Raw genomic sequence first — 16,405 nt, forward strand, 5'->3', positions numbered from 1 at the left:
GCGCCGCCACCGAGCCGGGCGCGCCGACCCCTCGCGTACTGGTGGCCGCTGGCTCCGGCCGTCGCGCCCGTACTGCTGCTGGCCGTCCCGGTGTCGTACGGCAACGGGTCGAGCACCTCGACCAATGTGTCGGCGGCCGACGCCGCGTCGGCGTTCCTGGTGTTGTTCTGCGCGGTGCGCCTGTTGCGCCGCCGGGCCAGGCCGCTGACCCCGGCAGCCGCCGTGGTGCTGGGCGCCCCGGCGGTGGGGATCGCGGTCGCCACCGTGACCGCGGGGGACCCGTTCGCCGCGCTGCCCGGCTTCGTCCGCTACCTGCAGATCTTCGTGCTGGTCCCCGCCGCCGTCGTCCTGCTGCTCAGGGACGCCCGGGACTTCCGGGTGGTGGCCGGCTCGTTCGTGGTGCTCGCCGTGATCCAGGGTGGCTTCGGCGTCTACCAGTACGCCACCCGTACCGGCGCCTCCTACCGGGGCTCCGACATCCGGGCGGTGGGCACCTTCGGCCCCACCGACGTCATGGGCATGGCCACGGTGGTCGCCTACGGTCTGGTGATCGCGACCGCGATCGCCCTGCGTCCCGCCCGCGGCGCCCCGCGCCGGCTGCGGCCGGTCGCGATCGGCTTCGCGGTGGCGCTGATCGTCCCGCTGGCGCTGTCCTTCAGCCGGGGCTCGTGGATCGCCACCCTGCTCGCCTGCCTGGCGGTCGTGCTGTGCGCCGGTTTCCGCCAGGCATTCCGGGTGCTGCCGGCGGCAGTCGCCCTGGGGGTCGTCCTGGTCGGCGGATTCGGCGTCGGAACGCAGCTCATCCAGCAGCGGGTCAGCAGCATCACGCAGGTCACCGACGCCCCCGACCAGTCGGTCACCGACCGGTACACGATGTGGGCGGCGGCGGTGCGCATGTGGCGTGCCGAGCCGGTCACCGGGGTGGGCCTCAAGGGCTTCCCCGCGCACCGTGACGGCGACTCCTCGCTGGGCCTCTCCTCGGGCAGCGACACCGAGGGCGCCGGGCAGGGCTATCGGCGGCAGCCGCTGCTCTCGCCGCACAACATGTACCTGCTGGTGCTCAGTGAGCAGGGCCTGATCGGTGCCACGGCGCTGATCGGCAGCTGGGCGGCGCTCCTGGTGGGCACGGTGCGCCGGCTCGTCGCCGCGCGCCGGTCCCGGGACGCTGCGGAGGACTGCGGCCCGGTGGCGGCCGGGCTGATGATCTGGCAGGCCGTCGACTTCCTGTACGGGGACATCGGCGGCCCCTCGACCGCGCTCAGCGGCATCGTGTTCGGCCTGGTCGCCTGGTGGGCGCTGGCCGGGCCGAAGACGTCGAGCGGCGTATGAACGAGACGACCACGGACATCGAACCGTCCGCCGGAGCCGCCACGGCAGCCGGGCTCCCCGTCGTACCGCTGAGCAAACTGCCGGAGCCGTCGCAGGGGCCGCCGCGGCTGGGGAAGGTACTGGCCAGGGCGGCCGCCGTCACCGCAGCGCTGACGGTGGCGGGGTCGGCACTCGGCCTGGTCCGGGACCAGACCATCGCGCACCTCTTCGGCGCGGGCGCCGACAGCGACGCGTTCCTGATCGCCTGGACCGTGCCGGAGATGGCGGCCACCCTGCTCATCGAGGACGCGATGGCGCTGGTGCTGGTCCCGGCCTTCAGCCACGCCCTCGCCCGACGTGCGGCGGGCGACTCCCCGGACCCGGTCCGCAGCCTGGTCTCCGCCACGCTGCCCCGGCTGTTCGTGCTGCTCACCTGCACGACCGGGGCTCTGATCCTGGGCGCCCCGGTGGTCGTGGAGCTGCTGGCGCCGGGGCTCGCGAACCCCCAACTGGCCGTCGACTGCACCCGGCTGACGGCCGTCACGGTGCTGTCCTTCGGGCTCACCGGCTACCTCAGTGCCGCGTTGCGGGCCCACCGCAGCTATCTGCCGCCGGCCACCATCTACCTCGCGTACAACCTGGGCATCATCGTGACCATGCTGGTGCTGCACGCCCTCTGGGGGGTGCGCGCCGCGGCGGTCGGCGTGGCGGCGGGCAGCGTGCTGATGGTGCTGGCACAACTCCCCACCTTCTGCAAGCACATGAGGGCCGGTGGTCCGGCTGCCGGACGTTCGCCGCGGATCGAGCCCGCCGGGTCCTCGCCGCTCTCCGCTGCCCGCCCGGCCCTGCTGGGCTTCGGGGTGCTCGCGCCCGTCGTGCTCTTCACCGTCTGCCGCCAGTCCCAGGTGCTGATCGAGCGGTTCCTCGCCGCTTCGCTGCCGGCCGGGGCCATCTCGCACCTGAACTACGCGCAGAAGGTCGCCCAGATGCCGATGGTGCTGTCCCTGATGATCTGCACGGTGACCTTCCCGGTGGTCGCCCAGGCGGTGGCCGACGGGGACGAGGGGCAGGCCCGCCGCCGGGTCGAGCGGGATCTGGCGCTGGCCGGGGTCGTGGTGCTGCTGGGCTCCGCCCTGGTCGTCGCCTGTGCGCCGCAGATCATCGAAGTCCTCTTCCAGCGCGGCGCGTTCAGTGCGCGGGACACCGCGACCACCGCGGCCGTGATGCGGGTCTATGCGCTGGGGCTGCTGGGACACTGCCTGGTCGGCGCACTCGGCCGGCCGTTCTTCTCGGCGTCCCGGCCCACCTGGTACCCGGCCACATCGATGGCCGCCGGATTGCTGGTCACCACGGTGGCCGGCGCGCTCGCCGTCGGCCCCTGGGGGGTGTACGGCATCGCCGCGGCCAACGCGGCGGGCATCACCGTCACCGCGGCGCTGCTGCTCTGCGGCCTCGGCACCCGGGTGGTGTCCATCCACGTCCGCGGCGTCGCCACCACGCTGGCGAGGCTGGTCATCGCCGCCGTGGTGGCCTGCGCCGCGGGCCTGCTGCTCACCCCGCTGGTCCCGGCAGCCCTGCCGAGCCTGCTGCTCGGCTGCCTGCTCGTGCCGGGGGTCTTCGCCGTCACCGCGCTGGCCCTGCGAGCCCCCGAAGTCGCCGGTCTGCTCGGCCTCATCAAACAAAGGTTCCGTCATGTCGACTGACACGGCGTCGCGCCACGCCTCCGTACCGGCGCCGGGCCCCAGGGGCCCGCGCACCCGCCCCTGGATCCTGATGTACCACTCGGTGGGTGACGCCTCCGACGACCCGTACGGCATCACCGTCGCCCCGCAGCGACTGGACCACCAGCTCCGCTGGCTGACCCGCCGGGGGCTGACCGGTGTCGGCGTCGGCGCGCTGCTGCGGGCCCGCGCCGCCGGACGCGCTCGGGGCCTGGTCGGGCTCACCTTCGACGACGGTTACGCCGATTTCACCGAGCACGCACTCCCGTTGCTGAAGCGCCACGGGTGCACGGCGACGCTGTTCGTGCTGCCCGGCCGGCTCGGCGGCGACAACGCCTGGGACCCGCTCGGTCCGCGTAAACCCCTGCTGGCCGAGGCGGGCATCAGGGCCGCGGCCGCCACCGGGGTGGAGGTCGGCTCGCACGGCAAGTACCACCAGGACCTCACCGTGACGACCGACGACGTACTGCACGAGGAGACCAGCGGAAGCCGGATGCTGCTCCGCGAGATCACCGGAACCGCACCGCAGGGCTTCTGCTACCCGTACGGCACGCTCGACCGGCGGACGATCGGCGCGGTGCGCGACGCCGGTTACGCCTACGGCTGCGCCATCGAACCCGGGCCGCTCGACAGCGTCCTCGCGCTGCCCCGCGCCCACATCAGCCACGCCGACCGGGGGCTGCGCCTGCACACCAAACGGTTGCTGCACGACTTCCGGCAGCTGACCCGGGGTGAGCACCGATGAAGGTCCTGCAGATCATCACCGGCCTCGGCGTCGGTGGCGCGGAGCAGCAACTGCGCCTGCTGCTGCGCCGGATGCCCGTGGACTGCGATGTGGTCACCCTCACCGACCCCGGCCCGGTCGCCGCCGGGCTACGGGCCGACGGGGTGTCCGTCACCCATCTGGCGATGAAGGGCAACCGCGACCTCACCGCGCTGCCCCGGCTGGCGTCGCTGATCCGCCGCGGCCGGTACGACCTGGTCCACACCCATCTGTACCGGGCCTGTGTCTATGGGCGGATCGCGGCCAGGATGGCCGGTGTCCGCACCATGATCGCCACTGAGCACTCCCTCGGCGACCGGCAGATCGAGGGCCGCCCGCTCACCCGGGGCACCCGCGCGCTGTATCTGCGGACCGAGCGGCTCGGCACCGCGACGGTGGCCGTGTCGGCCACCGTCGCCGACCGGCTGCGTGCCTGGGGCGTGCCGACGCAGCGCATCCATGTCGTGCCGAACGGCATCGACGCCGGCAGTTTCCGCTACGACCCGGCGGTCCGCAGCGCCACCCGTGCGCGGCTCGGCCTACCCGGCGACGCCTTCGTGGTGGGCGGCGTGGGCAGGCTGGTGCCGGGCAAACGGTTCGATCTGCTGGTCCGGGCGGTGGCCGAACTGCCCGGCGCCCGGCTGCTGCTGGCGGGGGACGGGCCGCAGCGGGAGGCGCTGCGCCGGCTGGCGGGACGGCTGGGGGCCGAGGACCGTATCCACCTGCTCGGTGAGTGCGACGCGTTGGCCGACGGGCCGCACGGCAGCGCCCCCGGTGTGCCCGCCGTGCTGAGTGCCATGGACGTCTTCGTCTCGGCGTCGGCCGAGGAGTCCTTCGGTCTGGCCGTGGTGGAGGCACTCGCCGCCGGTCTGCCGGTCCTGCACGTCGCCTGCCCGGCCATCGACGACCTGCCCGCCGTGCCGGCCCCCGGCGCGGTCCGCGTCGAGTGCCGGGCCGACGCCCTGCACGCGGCGCTGGTGCGGCAGCGGTCCGCCGGGGCCGGCCGGCTGCCGCCGCCGCCGCTCGTCGGCCACTACGACATCGGGCGCAGCGCCGCCGACCTCCTCCAGGTGTACACCCGCGCGGCCGCCGGGACGACCGGCGCCGCGCCGCCCGCGAAGCCCGCGCCCGCACCGCCTGCAACCCCTGTGCTTTCCCCGCCCGTGAACCCCCGCCGCACCGAAGAGAAGTGAGCGCCGCCATGTCCGATTCGCCGTCCGATTCATCCCAGGAAGAGCGCCCCACCGGCCGGGGCAGGGGCGCCGCCCGGAAGTGGCTCTCCCCGGTGCTGCCCTGGTGGCCGTTGCTCGCGTGCACCCTCGTCGGTCTGCTGGGCGGCACCGCCTATGGGCTGCTCGCATCGCCGCAGTACGCCGCCACCACCTATGTCGTCGCGGTGCCCGCCGCCGGCTCCGACCCGGCCACCGCGCTCGGCTTCGCCCAGGCGTACGGCCGTATCTCCACCAGCACCGCCACCCTGGCCCACGCCCAGGACGACGCGGGCGTCCCGGCGCGGACGCTGGGCAGGCACGTGCAGACGGAGACCTCGCCGGAGTCCCCGATGATCGGCATCACCGGCACCGCGACCACCGCCCGCAAGTCCGCCGACATCGCCAACGCGGTCGCCGACGCCCTCACCGTCACCGGCAACGCCGCGGCCAAGAACACCGGGGTCCGGCTGGTGCTGTTCTCGCAGGCCGTCGCCCCCTCCTCGCGGATGTCCCCCTCGCTCCCGATCGGCATCGCCGTCGGCGGCTGCGGGGGCGGCCTGCTCGGCGCTCTGCTGCTCCTGGTGCGACGGCCCGAGCGCGAGCGGTGGGCCCCCGGTGCGTCGGTGCCCGCACCCGCCGGTCCTGCGGAGCCCGCACTGTCCGGTGAGGCCGCACTGTCCGGCGGAGCCGCGTCGCCCGGCGAACCGGCGTCGCCCGGCAAGGCCGCGGGCAAGGCGGCGGGCAAGGCCGCGGTCAAGGCGAAGGAACGCGTCTGATGACGGGAGCCACCAGGCCCCCGCGGGGCTGCACCGTGACGCTCTGCCGGAACGGCAGGCAGTTCGCGGAGCTGGATACGGAGTGGGCCGCGCTGCACCGCGGCTGTGCCACGGCCACCCCGTTCCAGAGCCACTCCTGGCTGCACTCCTGGTGGCTCTCGTACGGCACCGCCGCCCGGCTCCGGGTGATCCTGGTGCGGCGCGGCGGCCGACTGGTCGGCGCCGCACCGCTGATGCTCGTGCACCGCCCGCTGCCCCTGCTGGTGCCGCTGGGCGGCGGGATCTCCGACTTCTCCGACATCCTGGTGGACGACACCGACCGGGCCGACACGCTCGCCGCGCTGGCCAAGGGGCTCCACCGGGCCGCCCGGCACGCGGTGGTGGATCTGCGCGAGGTACGCCCGGGAGCAGCCGCCGAGGCGCTGTTCGACGTCTGGCCGGGGGTGCGGCGCAGACTCGACGACTCGGTCTGTCTGGAGCTGCCCGCCGAGCCGATCGACGCGCTGGTGAAGCGGCTCGCGTCCTCCCGGGCCCAGCGGGTGCGCGCCAAGCTGCGCAAGCTGGACGCGCTGAACATCGAGGAGCGGGCCGTGGCCGCCCACGAAGTGCCGTACTCCATCGAAGAGTTGCTGCGCCTGCACGAACTGCAGTGGCGCGGACGCGGGGTCACCCCGGAACATCTCAGGCCGCGCTTCGCCGAGCATCTGACCCGGGCCACCCAGCGTATGGTCAGGGACGGCGACGCGGCGCTGACCGAGTACCGGCTGGACGGCGCCGTGGTGGCGGCCAATGTGACCCTGCAGTCCGCGCGGCTCACCGGCGGCTATCTGTACGGAGCCGACCCGCAGCTGCGCAGCAGAAAGGTCGACGTCACGACCATGCTGCTGCGCCGCGACGCCCGGCACGCCGCGGAGTCCGGCCGGAGCGTCATCAGCCTGCTGCGCGGCACCGAGCCGTACAAGAGCCACTGGCGCCCGGCCACCGTCATCAACCAGCGGTTGCTGCTCGCGCCCGCCGCGCTCGGGCCGGTCCTCAGCCTCTACGCGGCGCAGCTGGGGGCCCGCGCCCGGGCCTCCGCATCGCTCCGCACCCTCCTGCCGGCGGTACCGGAGTGGCGGCAGCGGCTCAACGACTGGCGGGCGGGCAGCCGATGGTGACCGGCCACCCGCCGCCACGGGCCGCCGCTCCGCCGCCGGCGGCCGGTGCACCGGTGTGTCCCGGCCGGTCAGAAGTCCCAGCCGGTGGTGCTCAGCCGCCCGTCGCGATACCACACCGGGACATGGGCGCAGACCTTGGTCGGCCGGCCGCCGCCCAGGTCGATCGGCAGGCACCACTCGCCGGTGGGGGACGGATCGGGGTCCGGCCGGGGCCCGGTGCCGGTCCCCGGCGGCGGCTCGTTCGACTGTGCCGCCGGGTCCCCGCCGGTCTCCGCGGCGATCTTCGTGCGGAAGATCTTCGCGGCGTGCGGGTTGGTGCCGCACTGCCACACGCCGTGCGGGCAGTAGTCGGTGATGGTCTGGTAGAGCGGCTTGTGCTGGTCGAACCAGGCGAGCATCCGCCGCATGTAGTCGGTGTCGTCACCGTTCTTGAAGAGCCCCCACTCGGGGTAGGAGATCTGCTTCTTGTGCGCGGCCGCGAAATCGACCTGTGCCTGGAGCCCGTACGCCCCCTTCACCTGCTCGTCGAAGGTGTGTCCGGGCGGCTGGTCGTAGGAGTCCATGCCGATGACGTCGACGGTGTCGTCCCCCGGGTAGCACCGGGTCCAGGGGATGGCGTCGGGCCCGCGGTTGGGCGCGAAGTCGAATCTGAACTTCTGCCCGGGCACCGAGCGCATCGCGGTGACGATGCGGTTCCAGTACGTCTTCCAGGCCTGCGGATCCGGGCCGCAGCGATGGGTGTACGTGGTGCCGTTCATCTCCCAGCCCAGCACGATCACCGTGTCGGGCAGGCCGAGCCCGACCAGCCGCTTGGCCAGCCTGCGGTAGTGGCCGTCGAAGTCGCCGCGCGCGCCCTGCTTCAGCAGCCCGCGGACCTGGTCGTCGGAGACCCGGTCCTCGTTGTGCTGCTGCATGGGCACGTTGAGTACGAACATCCGGTCGGCCTCGGCGCGCCGCCAGCGGGCCCAGCTCTTCAGAAAGCCGACCCGGCCCTCGATACCGGCCCAGGTGTCGCCCGGCAGGTAGGTGTGACCGACGCGCAGATGCGCACCGCCCAGCCAGCGGGAAAGCCCGCCGATCCGCCGCACGCCCAGCGCACCGGAGTCCAGGAAAGCGCCCACCGCGGGCTCGGCGGCCCGGGAGGCGGCCCGGGAAGCGGGCGGAGGAGCGGCCGGAGGAGCGGCCGGGGGCGCGGCCGGGGATGCGGGCGGGGACGTGAGCACGGTCACGGCCGGGTTCGGAGCCCGGGCGGCGGCCGTGGCCGGGGCAGCCGCAGCGGGCGCGGGGACCGACGCGGTCGGATAGGCGATGCCCGCTCCGGCCGCTAGCAGACCGGCGGACATGGCCGCGATGCAGGCACCTGTCAGCCGGCGTCGATGAGGCATGAGCTCCTCCTCCTGAAGGCGACCGATTCGATGGATTCATCAGCCAGTACCGAAACAGTCCTATCAACGGGCTGTCTGGGCATTCCGCGGTAGGCCATTCGCGACCAGGTGACACCCAGTCAGCTCCCTACACGTGAAAGACGTGACGTAAATGCCACCGCTCGACGCCGGGCCGCCGGCCCTGCTTCTCCGGCTCGACCGGAACCCGCTGCACCACGGCACCCTCGGAGCCGTCAGGTCGCTGGGCCGGGCCGGGGTGGAGGTCCATGCCGTCATCGAATCGGCAGACTCCCCGGTGACCAGGTCGCGCTATCTGCACCGGGCCCACATCCGGCCGCAGGGCCGCATCACACCGGACCTCTTCCACCGGACCCTGCTGCAGATCTCCGAACGGATCGGCCGGCCGGCCGTGCTGATCCCGATGGACGACATCAGCGCCATCCACGTCGCGGCCATCGCCCCGCGCCTGGCCGGCCGGTACCTGCTGCCGCAGCAACCGCTCGATCTGCCGGAACGCGTGGCCGACAAGGCGGAACTGGCCGGTCTCTGCCAACGTATCGGCATCCCGCACCCCGCCACGCTGATCCCCGGCAGCGCCGCCGAGGCCGCCGCGGCAGCCGGCAAGCTGGGACTGCCGATGGTGGCGAAGTGGAGCAGGCCCTGGCTGCTGCCCAGCGGCAGCGGGCTGCGCAGTACCACCCGGGTGCGCACCGCGGCCGAGGCGGAGCGGCTGTACGAGCGGTCGGCGGAGGCGGGCAGCCCGCTGCTGCTCCAGCGCTGCCTGCCGTACGGACCGCGGAACGACTGGTTCTTCCACGGCTACTTCACCGATCAGGACCGATGCCTGATGGGCGGAACCGGCCGCAAGATGCTCTCCTGGCCGGTCCGCACCGGTCTGACCGCGATGGGCCGCTGGGAACCCAACCCGCAGGTGGAGCAGGCCGCACTGCGGCTGGCGGCGCACGTCGGCTACCGCGGCATTCTCGACCTCGACTTCCGCAGGGACCAGGCGTCCGGAGCGTTCCACCTGCTCGACTTCAATCCCCGCCCCGGTGCGCAGTTCCGCCTCTTCACCGACCGTGCGGGGTTCGACGTCGTACGCGCCCAGTACCTCGACCTGACGGGCCGTCCGGTGCCGCTTCCGAGCGGCGGACCGGGACGTCGCTTTGTCGCCGAGAACCACGCCGTGCTCTCCCTGCTGGTCTCCGGCGGCCGACCGTGGCCGTTCGGCTCCGGTCGCGCCCAGGGGGGCGCGGCGGACGCGGGTGGACGTGAGCGGACCGAGTACGCCTGGTTCGCCCAGGACGACCTGGCGCCCTTTCTGACCATGGCGGGGGTGTGGTGCGGCAAGGGCCTGCGCCGGGCGGCCGGCCGGCTGCGCGTTCGGCCGGTACGCGTGGCCGAAGCGGCGGTCCGTCTGCCGTCCGTACCCCCGTCCGAAGGGAGTTCCGCCCCGCGCCCGGACAGAGCACCGCTGTCCCGATGAGACACACCCCGGTCAGACACACCGCGGTCAGACACAGCCCGACAGAAAGAGCGAGGACCGAACCATGTACGACCTGACAGTTGTCGGCGCGGGCCCCTACGGACTCTCCATCGCCTCGCACGCCGCCACGGCCGGACTCACCACCCGGGTGCTCGGCAGACCGATGGCAGCCTGGCGCGACCATATGCCGCACGGCATGTTCCTCAAGTCGGAACCCTGGTCGTCCAACCTGTCCGATGCGGCGGGCCTGCACACCCTCGACGCCTACTGCGCGGCCCGCGAACTGCGCCCCAGCCACGGGAATCCGCTCGCCATCGGCACCTTCACCGAGTACGGCCTGTGGTTCGCCGAGCGGGCCGCGCCGCCGGTCGAGGACCTCACCGTCACCCGGGTGGTCCCCGAGCCGGCCGGATTCCGGGTGGAGACCGCCGAGGGTGAGCACTTCCGCACCCGCACGGTGGCGGTCGCCGTGGGGGTGCTGCCGTTCATCCATCTGCCCGCCGCACTGCGGGGGCTGACCGCCGATCGGTGCAGCCACAGCAGCAGCCACCGGGACCTGAGCCGTTTCAGCGGGCAGCAGGTCGCGGTGGTGGGCGCCGGCCAAGCCGCGCTGGAGACCGCCGCGCTGCTCGCCGAACAGGGCGCGTACCCCCGACTGATCGCCCGCCGCTCGCACCTCAACTGGAACTCCCCGCCGCAGCCGCTGCGCCGGAGCCTGCTGCGTGCCTGCCGCGACCCGCACAGCGGTCTCGGTACCGGCTGGCCCAGCTGGGTCTGGTCGGAGGCGCCGGGCCTGGTGCGGCACCTCCCGGGCAACACCCGCGTACGCATCGCGGCCACCGCGCTGGGCCCCGCCGGTGCCTGGTGGCTGCGGGACCGGTTCGAGCGGCAGGTACCGGTGGAGTCGGCGCAGGAGCTGCTGAGCGCCATCGACACCGGAGCCGGCGTGCGCCTCACCCTCCGCACCGCCAACGGCCGTACCGACTCGGGGACGGTCCGCACGGTCGAGGCCGACCACGTGATCGCCGCCACCGGTTTCCGGCCGGGCCTGGGACGGCTGGCGATGCTCGACGAGCAGCTGCGCCGTTCCCTCCTCACCGTCGGCCCGAGCAGTTCGCCGGAACTGAGCGCCGGATTCGAGTCCTCGTATCCCGGGCTGTTCTTCGCGGGGCTGCTCACCGCTCCGTCGTTCGGCCCGTCCATGCGCTTTGTGTACGGGGCCACCTTCACCGCGGGACGCCTGGTGCGCGGCGTACGCCGTCGGCTGACCTCGGCCGGGCCCGTCCCGGCGGAGCAGACGAGGACGCCCGAAGCACTGTCGCGGTAGGGGCGGAAACGCCATGCGGCTTCCACGGAGGACACAGGACAGAGGACAGAGGACATGAACCGTCTGAAATTCATCGTGCTTTCGATGCTGCTGCTCGGCCTCACGGCCTGCCAGAGCACCCATGCCGTCGGCAACGCAGCGCACGCCGACCGTGCGCAGCCGTCCGGCTCTCCGGCGGTCAACGCGAAGGGCAGGCCGGGACCCGGCGCCCAGCACGCGGCTGCGGACGGCGCGTTGCGGCTGGGGGACACGGCCGATCTGTACGGTGCCGGGTCGGCCGGGCACCTGAGGATTACCGCGGACGCGGTCGTCGACCCCGCGGTCGCGGTCCCGGCCGTGGCCGGACCGGTGACCGGGCCGCGCCGGGTGGGCATCGAGGTGGAGGCCGTCAATGTGGGCGGAACCACCTACGGCGCCACCCCCGGATCCTTCTGGGCCGTCGACAGCGCCGGGGTCCGTCACCTGCCGGTGCACAGCGGGGAACTGACCACCGGACCCCCGCTGGCGCTGAAGGCGCTGGCCGCGGGTGACACGGCCCGGGGTTGGCTGGTGTTCGAGATCCCCGGAACGGCTCGGCCGGTCTCGCTGCACTACCGCACCGCCGCGAACTACCGCAGCCGCACGCTGGTCTGGGGAATGTGACATGTCTGACTTCTTCGGGTCGCCGTCGTCACCGCCGCCCTCGTCATCGCCGCCTGCTTCGCCGACGTCCTCGAAACGGTGGACCGTTCGCGGCGTCAGGGTCTCCGGCCGGCAGCTGGCCGCCACCGCGCTGACCGCGGTGGTGGCCCTGGCGGTGTTCGAGGCCGTGCACACCGTGTCGAGTCCGGCCCCGACCGCGGGCCACGGCGGAGCCCCGCCGGGCGCCGCGGCCTCGGTGTCCGGCAACAGCGGCCCCGCGGCGGCGCGCGGCATGAACGTGCTGCTGGTCGGCCTCGACGCGCGGGACGGCGTCACCGCGCAGCAGAAGGCCGCATTCCACCTGGGCGGCGCGGCCTGTCACTGTACGGACACCATGATGCTGGTCCACGTCGCGGAGAACCGCCGGCGGGTGAGCGTCGTCAGCCTGCCGCGCGACTCGCTGACCAGGATCCCGGCGTACACCGACAAGAAGGGCAAGGCCCACCGGAGCCGAACGGCGAAGCTCAACGCGGCGTACGCGGAGGGGGGTGCGGCGCTCACGATGCGGACCGTCGAGCAGATGACGGGCCTGCACATCGACCGGTTCCTGCCCGTCGACTTCGCCCGCTTCATGAAGGCCGTGGACGGACTTGGCGGCCTCGACGTCTGCACCGACCGACCGCTCAAGGACTCGGCGACCGGGCTCGACCTCCCGGCGGGCACGACGCGCCTCAGCGGCGGCAGGGCACTGCAGTACGCCCGCTCGCGCCATGTGGACAACCAGGCGGATTTCGGCCGCATCCAGCGGCAGCAGAAGTTCGTCGTCTCCTTCGTCAAGGAGATCGCCGACGACGGAACGCTGCGCAGCCCGGCCCGGATGGCCATCCTGGCCTCGGTGCTGCTGCCCGAGACGACGGCGGTGCCGACGGAGCGGGCCTTCACCGTGAAGGACATGGTGCTGCTCGCCCGCGACCTGCGGAACATCGGCCTGGACTCGCTGGAATTCTCCACCGTCCCGGTCAAGGGATTCGTCACGGTCAAGGGCGTCGGCTCGACCGTCGCCTGGGACGCGGCCAAGTCCGCCGCCGTCTTCCGGGCGGTGCGCGCGGATCAGTCGCTGACCACCGCGACGGCGGCGATGCCCGCGGGGCACCGGACCGTCGCCCGGCGGAACGAGTTCGTACCCGTCAAGGGCTCCGAACTCGCTTGCCCGTGATCCTGATTGGGCCATCCAGGTGAACGCAGCTCCGGTGCCCGCCCGCCCGCAGCTAGGGTGCCGAGCCATGACCGCATCCGAAACCAGCACAAGCGGCGTCCAGCGCGGGCAGTTGGGCACGCTCTCGGTGCTCGCCTGGGCGGGCGAGCCCGAGACGCACCAGAACCCGTATCTGCTGGCCTACTCGCTCGGTGACGGGACGGACGGGCCCGCGGCCGGCACGGCTGCCGTCCGCACCCTCTTCGCCGAACTGGACATCCCGGTGGACGGCCAGGTGGTGGACGGCAGCCGGCCCGGCTTCCCGGTCCGGCTGCTGGTCGAGGGGGGTCAGGCGGTGCTCACCATGCCCTATCTGAACGCCCAGTGCACCGTCCCGCCGGAGTGGCTCCAGGCCGCCGCCGAGCAGTCCACGGTGCACTTCATGTTCGCGAGCCGGCCGTGGCCGCAGGCGGTGCCCGGCAGGCCGGTCTCCGAGGAGATGCTCACCGCGTTCGTCGACGACGACCTGCTCGCCACCTCGGCGCACTGCCTGCTGCCGGTCGGCCGACTGCGTCAGTGACCCGGTCGGGAGGCCGGCGGGTCGAAGGTGAACGGCAGGGCGAGCACCCGGTTGTCGAAGTTCGAGTACGCCGGCTCGGGCGGCCCCACCGCACGCAACGCCCGGGGCCGGCTCAGCAGTTCGCGGAAGAGCGCCTTGATCTCCTGGCGCGCCAGGTGCGCACCGAGGCAGAAGTGCGGGCCCCCGCCGCCGTATCCCAGGTGCGGATTGGGGCTGCGGGTGATGTCGAAGACGTCCGGGTCGGTGAAGACCGTCTCGTCGCGGTTGGCGGACGTGTAGTAGAGGACCACCTTGTCCCCGGGGCGGAAGGTGTGGCCACCCAGCGCGTGTTCCGCCCGCACCGTCCTGCGGAACTGGATGATCGGCGTCGAGTGCCGCACCACCTCCTCCACCGCGCCGTCGGCGTACCGGTCGAAGTCCGCGGCCAGCAAAGCCCGTTGCTCCGGGTGATCGGTCAACAGGGTCAGCGCGTGCGTGATGGCGTTACGAGTGGTCTCCACCCCGGCGACCATCAGCAGCGAGAAGAAGGCACCGAGCCGGCGGGCATCGAGCGCCTGGCCGTCGACGTCGGCGCGGACTAGGGCGGAGATCAGGTCGTCGGCGGGCCGGCTGCGGCGTTCGCGGGCCAGCGTGGCCATCATCAGATGCATCCGGGCCAGCGCCCGCAGCCCCCGGCCCGGCACCCGCAGCCGGGCGCGCAGCGGGCGGTCCACGCCCGCGTTCTGCGCGGCGTGGTCGACCCGCCCGGCGATCTCCGGGCGGTAACGCTCCGGGATGCCCATCAGGTTGCAGATCACCTCGAACGGCATCCGGGAGGCCACCGACGCCACGAAGTCGTCCGGCCGCTGCTCCAGCATGTCGTCCACGATGCGCGCGGCGACCCGGCGGATGTCCTCCTCCGCATGAGCCAGCAGCCGCGGGGAGAAGGCCCGGGAGACCACCCGGCGCAGCCGGGTGTGGTCCGGGGCGTCCAGATTGACCATGGAGTCACCGAACAGGAACCGCACCCAGCGGGCCGGCTCCGGCGTGGTCACGCCGGGAGCGCTGGCGAACACCTGCGGCAGCCGGCTCGCCTGCACCACGTCGGCGTGTTTCACCAGCGCGTAGAAGCCCCGCTCGGGCCGGCGCCGGGTGGCGGGCCGCTCCACGAAGTATGCGGGACGGTCGAGCCGTCTGAGCGCGGCGAAGGCGGCCAGCCGGGCGGAGTGCGGCAGTTGCCAGAACGACGGGTCGGCCGGATTCACCTCCGGTGGCTGGAGGCTCTCCACCGCGGACTGCGCCGGGACCGTCATGGGCCGGCAACCTCCCTTGCATCCGATCGCACCGGTGAATCCGGCGGCTTCGGCGGTCATCGTGGCGCATCGGCCGGGCCGGCCGCCCCGCGTTCCCGACGCCGGAGCGAAATTACTGCGGGTGGGCGCGCATCTTCGCCCGTACGGCCCCGTGGTCGGCAGATGGCTCTTGTCCGAAGAACTGTTTCGCGACGTCCTCGTTGTCCCCGACGAGGCGTGGCGGCTCGTGCACCACTCACGACGGCGCGCGCCGGTCAGCGGGCCGACATCGGAGGGAGCCGGGCATGACAGCAGCCACGCGGAACAGGGCGGGGTCGAGGTGGCGGTCGCTGCCGACCCGGCGCAATGTGCTGCGGGCGATGTTCGGGGTGGGGGTCGCGGGGGGCACCGCGGCGGCGCTCACTCCCGTCGTGACAGCGGACGAGGACGGCGTACAGGCCCCCGCGCAGCGGCTGCGGAACACCTTCGACGAGATGTACCGGGGACGGCGCATCCACGGCGGCAGCACCGCCGAGTACACCGAGATCTCGGTCGACGGCAGACCGCTGCACGTGATGCGGCGCGCCGACGGCAGCTACCTCAGCATGGTGGACCACTACCGGTCGTACCCGACGCCGCTCGCGGCCGCGCGCGGCGCCGTCGACGAACTCGGCGGGGCCCAGCTCTCGCCGGCATCCATGCAGCAGCTCTGACGGGGGAGACGCCCAGCCGTGTACACCCGCAAGAACCAGAAGCACCTGACCTCCGCAGAGAAGAAGCGGTTCGTCGGAGCCGTCCTCGCGCTCAAACGCTCGGGTCAGTACGACGACTTCGTCCGGACGCACGGCAAGTACTACGTGCCCGACGGGTCCCTGGGGCAACGGGTCGCCCATATGGCGCCGACCTTCTTCCCCTGGCACCGCCGCTTCGTCCTGGAATTCGAGCGTGCGCTGCAGGCCGTCGCCCCGGGCGTGACCGTCCCGTACTGGGACTGGACGGTGGACAGGTCGCCGGCCGCATCGCTCTGGGCCGACGACTTCCTGGGCGGGAACGGCCGCCGGGGCGACCAGCAGGTGATGACCGGTCCGTTCGCGTACCGGCAGGGGAACTGGGAGGTCCGGGTCGGCGTGACGAACCGCCGGTTCCTCACCCGGAACTTCGGGCGCCCCGCCGATCCGGTGTCGCTGCCGTCCAAGGCCGCTCTGGCGCGCGCGATCGAGCAGCCGGTCTACGACGCGTCGCCCTGGGACTCCACGGTGGCCAAGGGATTCCGTAACACCTTTGAAGGCTGGTCGGTCGGCGGCGGCCCGCAATGGCGCAACCACAACCTGGTGCACCGCTGGGTCGGCGGACTGATGAACTCGGCCACCTCCCCCAACGATCCGGTCTTCTGGTTGCACCACTCGTTCGTGGACCTGGTCTGGGACCGCTGGCAGCAGGCGCACCCGCACGCGGGCTTCCTGCCGAAGCACGAGCTGTCGGCCCGGGACCCGCAGTACGGGCGGATCTACAGCCTCGACGAGCCGATGCCGCCGTGGGACGTCCGGCCGTCGAGCCTGCTGAGCCACGAGGGGATCTACCGGTACGCGTAGTCGTTACACGCC

Annotated in this window: 15 protein-coding genes; 13 read left to right on the plus strand and 2 right to left on the minus strand. The window is 73.0% G+C overall.

Annotated elements, in window-relative coordinates; genetic code table 11:
• The first annotated feature begins 48 nt into the window (after window positions 1-48).
• The 6 genes from AB0436_RS10300 to AB0436_RS10325 are packed head-to-tail and all read left to right on the plus strand — an operon-like array spanning window position 49 to window position 6,936.
• Window positions 49-1,329 (plus strand): O-antigen ligase family protein, encoded by a 1,281-nt coding sequence (locus AB0436_RS10300; RefSeq protein ID WP_366467497.1) that lies wholly within the window; start codon window positions 49-51, stop codon window positions 1,327-1,329.
• A complete protein-coding gene (locus tag AB0436_RS10305; protein ID WP_366467307.1) occupies window positions 1,326-3,011 on the plus strand; it encodes a lipid II flippase MurJ in 1,686 nt (561 codons plus the stop codon). Before AB0436_RS10300 ends, AB0436_RS10305 begins: the two co-directional genes overlap by 4 nt.
• Window positions 3,001-3,774, plus strand: a complete 774-nt coding sequence (locus tag AB0436_RS10310) for a polysaccharide deacetylase family protein (RefSeq protein WP_366467308.1) — start codon at window positions 3,001-3,003, stop codon at window positions 3,772-3,774. The genes AB0436_RS10305 and AB0436_RS10310 overlap by 11 nt, the downstream gene beginning before the upstream one ends.
• Entirely contained in the window at window positions 3,771-4,985 is a 1,215-nt protein-coding gene (locus AB0436_RS10315) for a glycosyltransferase (protein ID WP_366467309.1), read from the plus strand. The genes AB0436_RS10310 and AB0436_RS10315 overlap by 4 nt, the downstream gene beginning before the upstream one ends.
• Window positions 4,986-4,993: 8 nt before the next feature.
• A complete protein-coding gene (locus AB0436_RS10320) occupies window positions 4,994-5,779 on the plus strand; it encodes a lipopolysaccharide biosynthesis protein (RefSeq protein WP_366467310.1) in 786 nt (261 codons plus the stop codon).
• Window positions 5,779-6,936 (plus strand): GNAT family N-acetyltransferase, encoded by a 1,158-nt coding sequence (locus tag AB0436_RS10325; RefSeq protein WP_366467311.1) that lies wholly within the window; start codon window positions 5,779-5,781, stop codon window positions 6,934-6,936. Before AB0436_RS10320 ends, AB0436_RS10325 begins: the two co-directional genes overlap by 1 nt.
• Window positions 6,937-7,004: 68 nt before the next feature.
• On the opposite strand, the gene AB0436_RS10330 is transcribed toward AB0436_RS10325, so the two are convergent.
• The gene (locus AB0436_RS10330) at window positions 7,005-8,321 is read right to left on the minus strand and encodes a glycosyl hydrolase (RefSeq protein ID WP_366467312.1); all 1,317 of its coding nucleotides are present in this window, start codon (window positions 8,319-8,321) and stop codon (window positions 7,005-7,007) included.
• 151 nt (window positions 8,322-8,472) lie between these two features.
• Here AB0436_RS10330 and AB0436_RS10335 point away from each other — a divergent pair, with 151 nt between their 5' ends.
• From AB0436_RS10335 to AB0436_RS10355, 5 genes are all read left to right on the plus strand, one after another.
• A complete protein-coding gene (locus tag AB0436_RS10335; protein ID WP_366467314.1) occupies window positions 8,473-9,807 on the plus strand; it encodes an ATP-grasp domain-containing protein in 1,335 nt (444 codons plus the stop codon).
• Between the two features lie 64 nt (window positions 9,808-9,871).
• Window positions 9,872-11,134 (plus strand): NAD(P)-binding domain-containing protein, encoded by a 1,263-nt coding sequence (locus AB0436_RS10340; protein WP_366467315.1) that lies wholly within the window; start codon window positions 9,872-9,874, stop codon window positions 11,132-11,134.
• A gap of 54 nt (window positions 11,135-11,188) precedes the next feature.
• Window positions 11,189-11,776 (plus strand): hypothetical protein, encoded by a 588-nt coding sequence (locus AB0436_RS10345; RefSeq protein ID WP_366467316.1) that lies wholly within the window; start codon window positions 11,189-11,191, stop codon window positions 11,774-11,776.
• Window position 11,777: 1 nt separating this feature from the next.
• On the plus strand, window positions 11,778-12,971 hold the full coding sequence (locus AB0436_RS10350) for an LCP family protein (RefSeq protein WP_366467317.1): 1,194 nt from the start codon (window positions 11,778-11,780) through the stop codon (window positions 12,969-12,971).
• 67 nt (window positions 12,972-13,038) lie between these two features.
• Window positions 13,039-13,530 (plus strand): DUF5949 family protein, encoded by a 492-nt coding sequence (locus tag AB0436_RS10355; protein ID WP_366467318.1) that lies wholly within the window; start codon window positions 13,039-13,041, stop codon window positions 13,528-13,530.
• Here AB0436_RS10355 and AB0436_RS10360 read toward each other — a convergent pair.
• Entirely contained in the window at window positions 13,524-14,822 is a 1,299-nt protein-coding gene (locus tag AB0436_RS10360; RefSeq protein ID WP_366467319.1) for a cytochrome P450, read from the minus strand. The genes AB0436_RS10355 and AB0436_RS10360 overlap by 7 nt on opposite strands.
• 359 nt (window positions 14,823-15,181) lie before the next feature.
• Between AB0436_RS10360 and AB0436_RS10365 the strand changes: the two genes are divergently transcribed.
• Entirely contained in the window at window positions 15,182-15,514 is a 333-nt protein-coding gene (locus AB0436_RS10365) for a tyrosinase cofactor (protein WP_366467498.1), read from the plus strand.
• A gap of 18 nt (window positions 15,515-15,532) precedes the next feature.
• The gene (locus AB0436_RS10370; protein WP_366467320.1) at window positions 15,533-16,393 is read left to right on the plus strand and encodes a tyrosinase family protein; all 861 of its coding nucleotides are present in this window, start codon (window positions 15,533-15,535) and stop codon (window positions 16,391-16,393) included.
• Window positions 16,394-16,405 lie beyond the last annotated feature (12 nt).

Source organism: Streptomyces sp. NPDC051322, from assembly GCF_040689485.1.
In the GTDB taxonomy this organism is placed as follows: domain Bacteria; phylum Actinomycetota; class Actinomycetes; order Streptomycetales; family Streptomycetaceae; genus Streptomyces.

Excerpts from the sequence above, each read along its gene's own strand:
- AB0436_RS10305 (WP_366467307.1), top strand. The coding sequence starts at position 1,326 with ATGAACGAGACGACCACGGACATCGAACCGTCCGCCGGAGCCGCCACG.
- AB0436_RS10310 (WP_366467308.1), top strand. The coding sequence starts at position 3,001 with ATGTCGACTGACACGGCGTCGCGCCACGCCTCCGTACCGGCGCCGGGC.
- AB0436_RS10315 (WP_366467309.1), top strand. The coding sequence starts at position 3,771 with ATGAAGGTCCTGCAGATCATCACCGGCCTCGGCGTCGGTGGCGCGGAG.
- AB0436_RS10320 (WP_366467310.1), top strand. The coding sequence starts at position 4,994 with ATGTCCGATTCGCCGTCCGATTCATCCCAGGAAGAGCGCCCCACCGGC.
- AB0436_RS10325 (WP_366467311.1), top strand. The coding sequence starts at position 5,779 with ATGACGGGAGCCACCAGGCCCCCGCGGGGCTGCACCGTGACGCTCTGC.
- AB0436_RS10330 (WP_366467312.1), bottom strand. The coding sequence starts at position 8,321 with ATGCCTCATCGACGCCGGCTGACAGGTGCCTGCATCGCGGCCATGTCC.
- AB0436_RS10335 (WP_366467314.1), top strand. The coding sequence starts at position 8,473 with ATGCCACCGCTCGACGCCGGGCCGCCGGCCCTGCTTCTCCGGCTCGAC.
- AB0436_RS10340 (WP_366467315.1), top strand. The coding sequence starts at position 9,872 with ATGTACGACCTGACAGTTGTCGGCGCGGGCCCCTACGGACTCTCCATC.
- AB0436_RS10345 (WP_366467316.1), top strand. The coding sequence starts at position 11,189 with ATGAACCGTCTGAAATTCATCGTGCTTTCGATGCTGCTGCTCGGCCTC.
- AB0436_RS10350 (WP_366467317.1), top strand. The coding sequence starts at position 11,778 with ATGTCTGACTTCTTCGGGTCGCCGTCGTCACCGCCGCCCTCGTCATCG.
- AB0436_RS10355 (WP_366467318.1), top strand. The coding sequence starts at position 13,039 with ATGACCGCATCCGAAACCAGCACAAGCGGCGTCCAGCGCGGGCAGTTG.
- AB0436_RS10360 (WP_366467319.1), bottom strand. The coding sequence starts at position 14,822 with ATGACGGTCCCGGCGCAGTCCGCGGTGGAGAGCCTCCAGCCACCGGAG.
- AB0436_RS10365 (WP_366467498.1), top strand. The coding sequence starts at position 15,182 with ATGTTCGGGGTGGGGGTCGCGGGGGGCACCGCGGCGGCGCTCACTCCC.